This is a genomic window from Draconibacterium halophilum, assembly GCF_010448835.1.
Lineage (GTDB): Bacteria > Bacteroidota > Bacteroidia > Bacteroidales > Prolixibacteraceae > Draconibacterium > Draconibacterium halophilum.
The window spans coordinates 1,099,914-1,112,992 of the sequence record NZ_CP048409.1 but is presented as its reverse complement, the minus strand read 5'-3'; the positions used below and the strand labels follow the sequence as shown (position 1 = coordinate 1,112,992).

Annotated in this window: 5 protein-coding genes; 1 reads left to right on the top strand and 4 read right to left on the bottom strand. The window is 41.0% G+C overall.

Annotation, left to right across the window (positions count from 1 at the left end):
- Positions 1-754: 754 nt before the first annotated feature.
- Positions 755-5,287: a PKD domain-containing protein gene (locus G0Q07_RS20215; protein ID WP_203532672.1), complete on the top strand. Its 4,533-nt coding sequence runs from the start codon at positions 755-757 to the stop codon at positions 5,285-5,287.
- Positions 5,288-5,396: 109 nt separating this feature from the next.
- Here G0Q07_RS20215 and G0Q07_RS04460 read toward each other — a convergent pair whose 3' ends face one another.
- The 4 genes from G0Q07_RS04460 to G0Q07_RS04445 form a co-directional block, all read right to left on the bottom strand.
- Positions 5,397-7,853, bottom strand: a complete 2,457-nt coding sequence (locus tag G0Q07_RS04460) for a helix-turn-helix domain-containing protein (protein ID WP_163344963.1) — start codon at positions 7,851-7,853, stop codon at positions 5,397-5,399.
- Positions 7,854-8,041: 188 nt separating this feature from the next.
- The gene (locus G0Q07_RS04455; RefSeq protein ID WP_203532671.1) at positions 8,042-9,673 is read right to left on the bottom strand and encodes a thiamine pyrophosphate-binding protein; all 1,632 of its coding nucleotides are present in this window, start codon (positions 9,671-9,673) and stop codon (positions 8,042-8,044) included.
- Between the two features lie 167 nt (positions 9,674-9,840).
- Positions 9,841-10,338, bottom strand: a complete 498-nt coding sequence (locus tag G0Q07_RS04450; protein WP_163344962.1) for a shikimate kinase — start codon at positions 10,336-10,338, stop codon at positions 9,841-9,843.
- An 18-nt stretch (positions 10,339-10,356) separates the two neighbouring features.
- A complete protein-coding gene (locus G0Q07_RS04445) occupies positions 10,357-13,008 on the bottom strand; it encodes a DNA gyrase/topoisomerase IV subunit A (protein WP_163344961.1) in 2,652 nt (883 codons plus the stop codon).
- Positions 13,009-13,079: the final 71 nt, after the last annotated feature.

Sequence of the window (13,079 nt, the reverse complement as noted above, 5' to 3'; positions counted from 1 at the left end):
AACCGGCTATCTTTGAAGTAAGGCAGCCTTTTTAGCTATGGCGGAAAGCTGTAGGAATAATTAAACATAAGTCAAATTACAGACTACATAATTAAACCCGACCAAACCATGAGCTTTTTTAACTCCTGAAAACAAACCACTTATAATACTTTTGTAAAAAACAAAATATAGCCTGATTTTTTAATAACAAGCCACCATGAACATGAATTAATCTGATGCGATTCATATACTAATATTAATGCTGTTCATCCTTACAATGGATGGCTAAGTTTAGTTAAAATAAGAAGTTTCATTCCGTTAGTTTTTAGTCAAAAAAGCATTTACATAAGAATGCAACTGTTTATCACGATCCTGTTTATCAGTCGATTATGGAATTTTATTCTATTTTTCTTTATTTTTTCAAATCGCATAAAAACACCTGCATTCATTACTATCCCAATCACTTTTAAACTAGCTGTTTTTCACCCAGAGCCTTTCTTGTTAACAAAAATGCTTGGTAATAAAAAATTAAGCATATACATTAGCCGATGCAAACCTATCTATACAGCGATCATTAAATGTCGATGGACTACTTTTTATTTATCCATGCATCTTTTGAGAACGTAGAGATTTTAAATGTTGAAGTATTAATTTTAATTAAGTTGAGAGAATTTGATTAGGGTTATTTGAAGTTTTTGCAAACCCACTGTTTGTTGTTGTAACAGACAGATCAAAAAAAAAGGCAGGACCATTTAATCACTTTCAAGGGTATGCTATGAAAAAATCAGGGCTTTTAGCACTGCTGGTTCTATGTGTGATCAGCTGGGCATCGTTTGGACAAAATCCAGACAACAGATTCAAAATGGTTGGGCAAAACGCCCAATCTATTCTTATCAATCAAACCTATTCGGAAACAGTAGAAATCCTCCCATTCGGACAGATCGGAAAGCCAATTTACGGACTTGATGCCACGGCAGACATTACGCTGAATGGCGAAAATTCGTTGATTCGCCTGGTGCTTATCGACAATAACTTTAATGAATATCTGATTTACGAAAGTTATAACCTTTTACTGGAGGCGGAAAAATCTTTTTCGATTAAAGACATTTGCGAAGAAACAAGTATCCTGGATGGCGTAAAGCCTTATTCGCTACAAATTGAGATCGAGAATGCTCAGTTGAAACTAAAAAGTCTGAGCTACTCAACCAGTATCGACTCCGGACTTGATGTAGAGCAGGCAAAAAAGGAAAAGAAACAAGGCCAGAATGAGGTCAAGATCAACAAGATCAATAAAAACCTAAAAGAGAAAGGGAAACACTGGGTAGCCGGGCCAACCAATGTTTCGGAATTAAGTTATGGCCAACGGAAAAAGTTATACGGACAAAGCACCTTCCCTGCTGGATTTGAATATTATGCAGGAGGGGTAATAACCGCCGGAAGCACAGAATCAACCAGCACCAGTGATGTCATCTTAAAATCTGCCACCACAACATCAAGTCCATATGTGGATTACTGGGACTGGCGCGATCGGCATGCAAAAAATTGGATTACTCCGGTAACAGATCAGCAAACCTGTGGTTCTTGCTGGGCATTTGCATCAACAGGTGCAACTGAAGCCATGGTAAATGTTTATTTTAATCAACAACTTAATCTTGATTTATCGGAACAGGATTTAGTATCATGCAGCAATGCCGGAGACTGTATTGGAGGTGTTCCTCAATACGCCCTTGACTATATCGCAAGAAGCGGTATTGTAGATGAAGTAACTTTCCCTTATTCAAGCTCTGATCAGGCTTGTACCGATAAAGGAACAAATCCAAATGAACTAATTAAAATCAAAGGGAAATTACAATTTGGGTCAATCGATTATCCTAAATCAGAAGATCTTTTAAAACAATGGCTTATAGAAAAGGGGCCAATAAGTGGTGGCCTTGGAGACTGGAATCATACAATGGTATTGGTTGGCTATAAAATTGTTAAAGAAGGAGACGTGTTTTTCTACAGTGATCCAAGAGGATTTGATTATACAAAAACAGTAACAGCAGACGATCCATTAATTGGCAAATTAGTTTGGATATTTAAAAATAGTTGGGGTGCCGATTGGGGAGATGAAGGTTATACATATGTAGAAACACCAATTACAAATATGGGCTGGACCTGTGCTATTCAAACCCCAATAACAAGTGAAGTAAATAACTATCAAGTAAAATGCACAGATGCCGACGGAGACGGTTATTACTGGTGGGGACTTGGAGAAAAACCTGCAAACTGTCCTCCATGCCCTGATTTAGCAGATGGTGATGATTCTGATGCCACTAAGGGGCCTTTAGATGAATACGGCTATTGTATGCCCTTAGGAGGAACAGCAGTACCTGTCGCGAACTTCACAGCCAGCAAAACGGCAGTAAATACAAATGAAACTGTTTCTTTCTCTGACCTGTCAACCAACACCCCAACTTCGTGGAGCTGGACATTCGCAGGAGGAAATCCGGCAACATCAACAGCACAAAATCCAACTGTTACCTATAGTTCTGCTGGAACCTACAAAGTAACTTTAACTGCAACAAATGCTGATGGATCGAATACAAAAAGTGTAGATAACTACATTACAGTTACAGTGCCGATAGTTGCACCGGTTGCTGATTTTTCAGCCAATCCGAGATCGCTAGAAAAAGGTGGAAACGTTACCTTCTCCGATCTTTCGTCAAACAGCCCTACCTCGTGGAGCTGGACTTTTGAAGGTGGAAATCCTGCTACATCAACAGCACAAAATCCGACAGTTACTTATAACACTTCCGGAACTTACAAGGTTATCTTAACCGCAACAAATGCCAGTGGTTCTGACACAAAAACAGCATACAACTACATCGAGGTGACTGAACCTGTAGTTTTACCTGTCGCTGATTTCGCTGCAAACAAAACCATAATCAGCACTGGCGAATCGGTTAGTTTTTCTGATCTGTCGTCGAATGCAACAGCACGAAGCTGGACTTTTGAAGGAGGCTCACCAACAACATCAACAGCACAAAATCCGGCAGTAACTTACTATACCGCAGGCACCTACAAGGTAACTGTAACAGCTACAAATGCTGATGGATCGGATACAAAAATTCTTGACAACTACATAGCAGTTAACGATCCGGTAACTGTTGTTGTTCCTGTGGCTGATTTCGCTGCGGACAAAACGATAATTACAACAGGAAAGTCGGTTAATTTTTCTGATCTTTCATCCGATGCGACTTCGTGGAGCTGGACTTTTGAAGGAGCGGACAAAACTTCATCAACACTTCAGAATCCATCAATCATTTACAGCAAAGCCGGTACTTACAATGTAAGCTTAACAGCAACTAATGCTGACGGCTCGGATACAAAAACAAGCATTGATTACATTCAGGTGAACGAACCTATACTTCTTCCTGTTGCTAATTTTTCAGCCAGCCAAACTTCGATCAACACAGGCGAATCAGTAAGTTTCTCTGATCAGTCTTCGGATGCAACAGCATGGAACTGGACTTTTGAAGAAGGAACACCGGGGACATCAACAGCACAAAATCCAACGATTAGTTATAATGCTGCAGGGACTTACAACGTAACTTTAAAAGCAATTAATGCTGATGGATCGGATACAAAAACTGTTACGGGTTATATACAGGTGAATGCCCCTGTACTAGCTCCGGCAGTTAATTTTACAGCAGATCAGACTTCAATTACAGAAGGGGAAACAGTAACATTCTCCGATCTTTCGGCTAATGAACCAACAACGTGGAGCTGGACCTTTGAAGGTGGAACTCCGGGTACTTCTAATCAGAAAAATCCAACTGTTACCTATGCTACTCCCGGTAACTATAGCGTAACACTGGTGGCTTCAAACAGTGGTGGCTCCGATTCAAAAATTCTTGACAACTATATCCAGGTGGATGATTATGTTCCTTCCTATTGTATTCCTACAGCTGATGCCAGCGGTCAATGGATTGCCGGCGTTGAGATTTCCGGACAATCAAAAATATCAGGATCAAATGGTTATACTGATTTCACGTCATTTATTTTTGATCTGGAGAGAGGAACAGACCAATTTATAAAACTTACACCTGATTTTAGCCCCAGAAGTAGATTTGAATACTGGGCAGTTTGGATCGATCTTAATCAGAATATGGCATTTGAAGATTCAGAAAGACTGTTTATTTCTTCCAAATCGAAATCAGCAGTTTCCAGTACAATTAATATTCCTGCCGGGGAAAATATAACAACCCGAATGCGGGTGGCAATGGGTTCTTCAGAACCAACTGCCTGTGATGCTTTAACCGGAGAGATTGAGGATTACACCGTTAACCTGTTTGTACCGGCACCTGTGGCTGACTTTACCGTAAGCAGCACCAATGTTGCCGTTGGCGAATCGGTACAGTTTACAAATACCTCATTGTATAATCCAACTAGTTTATCATGGGATTTTGGAATTTCCACTTATGCTTCAAGTTCCAGCATAGATCCGGAACCTGTTGTTACGTATAATAGTCCCGGAGAATATACTGTTACGCTGACTGTTTCCAATGAGTTGGGTAGTTCGCAGAAAAGTGAGATCATTACGGTTTATGATCAGAACACCCCCGTATTAGACTATTGTACACCCGGCAATATCAGCACCTCTGCAAATTATATTCGCAATGTAATATTTGCCGGCACCGAAGTACAATCGGGAGCCAATGGTTACCAACTATCGGGAATAACATTCGCAGAAATTACACCGGGACAGAGTTCCCTTACCGAGTTAGATCCACTTTTACGAACCACTCGGAATTTCTGGAGAATCTGGATTGATTTTAACCAGGATGGCGACTTTGAGGATGCTGACGAGACGGTATTTTCCCTGAATAACAAAAAAGGAACCGTAAGTGATTATATCTCCATCCCGACCTATGCAAGTGGATCAACTCGTATGCGAATTGCCATGAAAGTTGGAGGAGTACCGGCACCATGTGAAGACGGATTTGACGGAGAAGTTGAAGATTATGTGATATCATTTGCCACTCCAAAGGCTTCTGCAACCAGCCCTTTTGCAGAATCGATAATAGAAAATACAATTGCTGTTTATCCGAATCCGGCAAAAGATTTTATTAATATCAGTATTGATGAAGTGGGATTTGAAGATTCGTATTCAATTTACGATCTGAGTGGGAAAGCACTGGTTCAAGGACAAATTACATCTTCATTTACCCGAGTCGATTTATCTGAACTTCCTTCAGGTATCTATCTTTTAAAGGTGTTAAACTTTGATAAGCTAACCGTTAATAAGATTATCAAAAAGGATTAGAGATCTCTGGCAAATAAGATAAAATAAAAAGCGGGTTACTAAAGTTTGAAACTTTTAGTGACCCGCTTTTTTTGTCCAAAAGAGATTCAGCATAGTCGTTACTGAAATTCTATTTATCCTGAGCCGACTTTTCAAACTCCCAATAACTCAACCCAATCCGCAACTCGCCATAACTAACCTCGTTACCAAAGTGGCCTTTCGCTGTTCCGAATGATTTATCTTCTGTCTTTGCAAAATAGTCTGCTATTTTTTTCAGTTTCTCTTCATCCACTAAACGTGTTGCCTCCAGATCTCCCAATTTTATAAAATGTGCCAGATGACTTTCGATGGTATTGGCCGAAAGAGCACGTTCGGTTGCAATGTCCTCAATCGATTTTCCGTTATTAAACAGCTCAAAACTTAACAGTTTGGTTTCCACTTTTTCCTTCTTTTTCTTCTTCGGTTCCTGTAGGGGTATTTCTCCTTTATCGATGTTGTTTTCTTTACAATAGTAATCGATCACAGCGATAATATCGGCACCAAACTGCGTAATCTTTCGCGGACCAAGGCCATTTATCAGTTTTAACGAAGTGGTGTCGGCAGGCAAGTATGTTACCAGTGCGTACAACACCTTTTGAGAAAAGATCATAAAAGGAGGAATCTCCAATTCACCGGCTTTTTCGGTGCGGTAGTTACGCAATTGCTCAAACAATTCAGGGTTTGGTATATTTTCAAAATCGGTAATCTCTTTTGCCTTTTGTTTCCCAGAAGATTTGCTTTGTTTTACCAGTGTTTTAGCGCGCGAATCCATCAGGCGTTTTACGTCAAATCCTTCAAGGCACGATTCAAATGCCGATAATTTTAATTGCACATCGTCTTTCAGATCGTTCACGTAGCGTTTCAACTGCCGTTTAATCTCCTTATTATCAACATCCAGGTCGACCTTTTTAATTCCTTCGGCCAAAATATGCTGCACCTTTTCGCCAAAATAGGCAGCTGCTTTTTTTACGCGTTCCTGCAACGTTTCGTTTTTATAAACATCAGGTTGTTGTCGCAACAAATCAGTAATCTGATGATGAAATTTGGCTGCTACAGCAACAATCTCACTCTCATGTTCATTACGCATTTTTTCAAGTTGCGTGATTGTTACTTCCGGGAAACTCCCCTTGTTCTCGTTAACCAATTTTGCAATATTTCGCAATAAGTTTTCCGAGCGGTAAAAGCGAAATATTTCTATCAACTGCTCTTTCTGGAAAGCCAGTTTTGCAGCATGTAATTCCTGATCGCCGGGTTGGTTTTCTTCCACCTCCTGAATAAATCCGCTAACTGTTTTATCGTTAATGATACTACGACCGGCAATCGGCGATGACAGTACCATGCCTTCCAAAGATTTACAACGACTGAGCGCCACATAAACCTGACCATGCGCAAAAGAAGCCTCTGCATCAATTATGGCTTTCTCGAAAGTTAATCCCTGACTTTTATGAATAGTGATTCCCCAGGCCAGTTTTAAGGGAATCTGGGTAAACATTCCTTCCATTTCTTCGCGAATGTCGCCCGATTCTTTATCGATTGAATATTTATAGTTCTCCCAGTTTTGTGGTTCCACTTCTATTTCCTCGTCTTCGCCCGGGCACAAGACATAAACACAGTTTTTACCGATGGATTGCACCTGCCCGATCTTTCCGTTATAAAATCGTTTCTCAGGATTGGAATCGTTTTTAACAAACATCACCTGGGCACCAACTTTTAGCTCCAGCTTAAAATCTGTGGGGTACGAATATTCAGGAAATTTCCCCTCCACCGCTGCAGTAAAAACTTCCTTTTTACCGGTTAAAACACTCAGTTTCGAATCGTTTATCCGCTGCGCACTCACATTATGCGTACAAAGCGTAATGTATCCATCCTCATCTTCGGGTTCAAAATTCGGGATATGTCGTGTATTTAAAAGCTGCCGCGCTTCCTCATCCAATTTATTCTCGCGCACCTTGTTCAACACCGAAATAAACTTTTCATCCTGCTGCCTAAACACTTCGGTGAGTTCGATACTCACATGCGGAAATTCGCGGAGTGCTTTACTGCTGAAAAAATAAGGTGTCTCGTATTCGCGGCGCAACAATCCCCACTCTTCATTTTTTACAACCGGTGCCAACTGTTGCAAATCGCCAATCATTAATACCTGTGCTCCTCCAAAAGGTTTACGCCTGTTTTTAAAGCGGCGCAGGGTGCGGTCTATCGCATCCAAAATATCGGCCCTCACCATACTCACCTCATCGATCACTAATAAGTCGAGGCTTCGCATAATATTGATCTTCTCTTTAGTAAACCGCTGCTCGCTACTGTGTTTACTCTCGTGCCCCACTTGCGGCGCAAACGATAATTGGAAAAATGAGTGAATGGTAACTCCTGCCGCGTTTATAGCCGCAACACCTGTTGGTGCCACCACTATCATACGTTTAGGCGAACGCTCTTTTAAACTCTTCAGAAAGGTTGTTTTCCCGGTTCCGGCTTTTCCGGTTAGAAAGATATTTTGTCCGGTGTATTGTACAAAATCGAAAGCTAATTGGAGTTGTTTGTTGGTTTTCATCCTATTTTATTCAAAAGCTCATTTTCAGAAAATCTGATTGGTAATTATTTTGAACAATAAATATAAGCAGAAACGAGCAGATTAAAAAAGTCTTTCTAATAAACAGGAACATGATTATACGAATTCCCTGCCTACCGGTCAGGCAGACTTGAGTTTCCTTTAAAATAAACAATTATAAAGGAATGAAATTATTTATTCGGCTGTAAAACAAGTTGGTCATATTCCTTGCTGCCAACAACAGCCTCAATTACAATAGGGCCAGCAGCAGAAAAGGCTTTTTTTAATGCACTTCTGTATTCATTACTGTTTGTTACACGAACAACAGGTACTCCAAAATAATGATTTGTAGGCTCTCCCTCCAGCACATTTAAATCTGTTCCATAGCTACGATCAAAGTGCTTTTTATTCTGCTTAATACTTATCAGCGATAAACTATCATCATATATCACCACAAAAACAATGTTCAGGTTAAGTCGTTTTGCTATCGCCAACTCGCCTACCGTCATCAGAAAACCACCATCTCCCATTAAGGCAACAACCGGCAATCCCGGATTACAGAGTTTTGCGGCCAAAGCTGCCGGAATAGCAAAACCCATACTCGACCATCCGTTGGAGATCAACAATTTTTCAGGTGAGGGGGTATGCCATTGCTGCCCGATTAAATGCAGATGAGCGCCCACATCAACAGTAAGAATTCCATCATCGGACATGGCGTTTCGCAATTCTGCAACCACTGCCAGCGGTCCAAAACTATCGGTTTCAGGCGTCAGTTTTTTAACGATCTGCTTTTTATTTGCTTTCAAAAACTGAAGGTCCCATTCTTTTGGTTCAACGTTAAGTTTAAGCAACTCATTCAAGGCAACATCAACAGCGCCAACCACATTAGACACTTCCGGGAATTTTCCGGGTGCCACATCAGCTTCTGAATTATTGATATGAATCAGTGGAACTTCCGGCATCCAGTCTTCGTAATTAAACTCCACAGGATCGTAGCCAATTCCAATTACCAGATCGGCCTGCGAATAAACTTTAGCCACTTCATTTGATAAAGCATGAAAAAGGACACCGGCATACAAGGGATGAGCTTCGGGAAATAGTCCTTTTGCCATGGGCGTAAGAACAACGGGCACCTGACATTTTTCGGCTAATGCAATAAGTTGCTCACTTACCTGTGCACGCACTGCTGATAAACCGACAGCAAAAACAGGCTTTTTACTTTTATGAATTAACTTTTCAACTTTCGCTACCTGATCTTCAACCAATGGCGACCACCGTTTCTTTTCCAGTCGCAGGTAGTCCACATCCGATTTTGCTTCCTTCACCGGATTTCGTCCTATCCCAGCAGGAATTCCTATATGAACTGCACCGGGAGTATCGTCAGTAGTTATACCTGCTCCCTTCAAAATAATTTCTTCAATGTTATTCGGATTTAGACGAGTTGTCCATTTAGTAATTGGGAAAAATAATTGCTGATGATTGATGTTCATTTGCACCGTGCGTTTTAACAAATCATCGGGCATTTCGTCGGTAAAAGCCAATAGCGGAAACCGGTCGAGTTGCGCGCCGCCAACACCGGTGCTTAAATTTGTTGCTCCCGGCCCAAAAGTTGCAAAACATGCACCAGGCACTCCGGTCAGCCGGCCGCAAACACCAGCCATAAAAGCTGCCGTTGTTTCGTGGCCCACCAATATAAAATCGATACCCACCTCTTTTCGTAAAGCTTCCATGTAATCGATCATGTTGCCACTGGGCACTCCAAAAACATAACGAATACCAATTTCTTTTAAAGTATGGGCAAAAACTTCTGCAACTGTTGACATGCTTATTCTGTTTTATATCAAGTAAAAAGGCAAAAGGATCTACCACCAATACAAACAATAGTATAAATAACTACCAGAAATTGATATTTGACCTAACGCCAAGCTAATTTAAAGCCATTTCAGGAGAATGCAAAAGCAAAATGGATTACGAGAAAGAACTACCTGAATTAGGAAATCATTTCCTGAATACGGTCCAGGCTTAAATCGAGTTCGGTAATTTCAAACTGGGCCTGCGAATAAAATTGCTTTCGTTTTTTTAGTGTTTCATCGATAAACGCAACCAGCTCTTCGCGCGATTTTCCTTTAATAAGTGGCCGCTCGGTTTTTGAATTCATCAACCGATCAGCAAGAATCGCAGGATCGATATTCAGAAATATAGTTTTTCCCGTTTTATTCATCAGGTCAATATTATCGAAAAAGCATGGTGCTCCCCCTCCGGTAGCAACTATAACGTCGGTGAATTCGGCCAGTTCTTCCAAAGCCTTTCGTTCCCTTTCACGAAAACCTTCTTCGCCGTGATCGGCAAATAGCTGTGGTACCGTTTTGCAGTTTCTTTCTTCAATGTAATCATCCATGTCGACAAACTGTACACCCATGTGTTCCGATAAAAGGCGCCCCAATCGCGACTTGCCGCATCCCATGTATCCAATCAAATATACTCGCATCTTTTTATTTGTTACTGACTAAAACAAAGAGCCTTGACCGTCATCTTCCTTTTTGGGTCGGGTTACCTCAAACGGGATATCATCAGCATCTTTCCCTTTTTCAGCTTTGCTATCCTGCTCATTTTCCGATTCGCCTTCCTCATCTTCCCGATGATCGTAATCATCTTTTATTACCGGTTCAATTTCTTTAATATTATCCACCTCGTAATTACTCAGACGCTTACCTTTTGCCTTCCACGATTTCACTCCGATAAATTCAGCCACCTCAATAATCTCGTTTTCACGTTCGGCATTTTTCCCGCCAAACGTTAGCTCAAGTCGCGGATAATGTACCCAGGTTAAACTTAAGAGTTTATTGTCGTTATTATCGCCAATAAAACGCACCAGCTTCCCTTCCGGTTCATCAATTTCAAAACGTTTCACATAGTAATATTTCTGATCGGCATCGTAATAAACTGCCGACAGAATTTTACGTTTATTGAATTTCTCAATTACCAGAATATCTTGCTGAAAGTGGTTGCTCAGATCGTAATTATACAACTGGAATTCGCCGTTTTTATAGATCACCAAAATTTTGTCTTCTCCTGTAAACTCGCCAAGATAGGTTCCTCTTCCTTCGGCATTCAGGCGTAATACATCCTGATCGAACCATATTTTACGACCTCCCAGCGTAGAAACACCCCTTTCTTTGAGGGTAATTTTATGAATATCGTTTTTGCTAAGAATATTTCCCATCGATTGGCGACCTTTAATGGCCAGCTCACCCATGTCTTCTTCAAAAACCAACTTTTTCAAGCGTGGTTTCGGTTTCAACATTACGCGCAATATTTCGGCTTCACCATTCGGGTTGGCCGAGAAATAAACAATACGCGAGCCCTTTGTTTCTTTGGTAAGGTTGTACTCTTTGTCGCGGGTTACACCTGTAACAAAAAACCGTTTCATATAGAAATTCCCCGATTTGCCATCTTTATACACCACATTGTAGATGGTGCGTTTATCGTTTTTCTTAAAAAGGGCCAGGTGTAAAATGTTTTTACCGATAAAAGCTTTATCAGATACTTTGGTGATAAAATACGAACCATCGCGACGAAAAACGATAATATCGTCTATATCAGAACAATCGCAAACAAATTCCGCCTTTTTAAGCGATGTACCAACAAACCCTTCTTTGAGGTCAACATACAGTTTCTCATTTCTCACCACTACCTTCGAGGCTACAATGTTTTCGAAACTACGAATCTCTGTTTTCCGCACCTTGTCTTTACCGTATTTCTTTTTCAGGTGCTTAAACCAGGCAATGGTAAAGTCAATAATATTTTCGATGTTGTGCTCAACCTCCGCAATTTCATCCTCAATTGATTTCAGTACATCGTTGGCCTTATCCTTGTTAAATTTCAGGATTCGTGCCATACGAATTTCCATCAGTTTCAGAATATCTTCGCGGGTAATTTCGCGTTTCAGTTTTGGTTTCCACGGATCAAGGCGCTTGTCGATGTGTGCCACTGCCTGATCCATGCTTTCCGAATCCTCAAACTTTTTATCCTTGTAGAGTCGCTCTTCAATAAAAATTTTCTCCAGCGAAGAAAAATGCCACTGCTCTTCCAGTTCCGATTTACGGATCTCCAGTTCAAGTTTCAGCAATGCTTTTGTTGAATCAGTTGAACGTTTCAGAATTTCGGAAACACCAATAAAATGCGGCTTATCATCTTTAATAATGCATGCATTTGGCGACAAAGAAACTTCACAATCGGTGAACGCGTAAAGTGCATCGATGGTTTTATCCGACGACACACCGGCTGCAAGATGCACAATGATCTCCACGTGTTCAGCCGTATTATCATCAATCTTTTTTACTTTTATTTTACCTTTGTCGTTGGCCTTAATAACCGACTCAATCAAGGTTGTGGTTGTCTTTCCAAAAGGCACCTCATTTATTACCAGCGTCTTATTATCACGTTTTTCAATTTTTGCACGCACTTTAACCGAACCTCCGCGCAAACCATCGTTGTATTTACTAAAATCGGCCGAGCCACCGGTTGGGAAATCAGGATACAATTCAAACGATTTCCCACGCAAGTAATTGATGGAAGCATCGATAAGTTCGACAAAATTGTGTGGAAACATTTTTGAGGCCAGCCCAACGGCAATTCCGTCAACGCCTTGCGCCAACAAAAGCGGGAATTTAGCCGGTAGTGTTACCGGCTCTTTTTTACGGCCGTCGTACGACAGTTTCCAATTGGTAGTTTTCGGATTAAAAAGCACCTCCAGTGCAAATTTGGTCAATCGGGCTTCGATATAACGTGGAGCAGCCGACCCATCACCGGTTAGGATATTCCCCCAGTTTCCCTGCGAATCGATCAGCAATTCTTTTTGCCCCATTTGCACAATGGCGTCGCCAATGGATGCATCGCCATGCGGGTGATATTGCATGGTTTGCCCAATAATGTTTGCCACCTTATTATAGCGCCCATCGTCCATTTCGCGCATGGCATGCATAATACGCCGCTGAACGGGTTTTAACCCGTCGTTGATATACGGAACTGCCCGCTCGAGGATTACATATGAGGCGTAATCTAAAAACCAGTCGCGGTACATACCCGACAGGTACGTTACTTCCTCTTTAATGCTATCGTCCTGAATTTCGTCCTGATTTAAATTCTCTTCTGACATTCTTTTCTTTGAAATTTATCGTGCTCCCTTTCGAGGCTATTTCATTCGTTTATAATTGTTAATTTTCCATG

What these genes read in the sequence shown, in the direction of transcription:
- G0Q07_RS20215 (WP_203532672.1), top strand. Translation starts at nt 755, where the DNA reads ATGAAAAAATCAGGGCTTTTAGCACTGCTGGTTCTATGTGTGATCAGC.
- G0Q07_RS04460 (WP_163344963.1), bottom strand. Translation starts at nt 7,853, where the DNA reads ATGAAAACCAACAAACAACTCCAATTAGCTTTCGATTTTGTACAATAC.
- G0Q07_RS04455 (WP_203532671.1), bottom strand. Translation starts at nt 9,673, where the DNA reads ATGTCAACAGTTGCAGAAGTTTTTGCCCATACTTTAAAAGAAATTGGT.
- G0Q07_RS04450 (WP_163344962.1), bottom strand. Translation starts at nt 10,338, where the DNA reads ATGCGAGTATATTTGATTGGATACATGGGATGCGGCAAGTCGCGATTG.
- G0Q07_RS04445 (WP_163344961.1), bottom strand. Translation starts at nt 13,008, where the DNA reads ATGTCAGAAGAGAATTTAAATCAGGACGAAATTCAGGACGATAGCATT.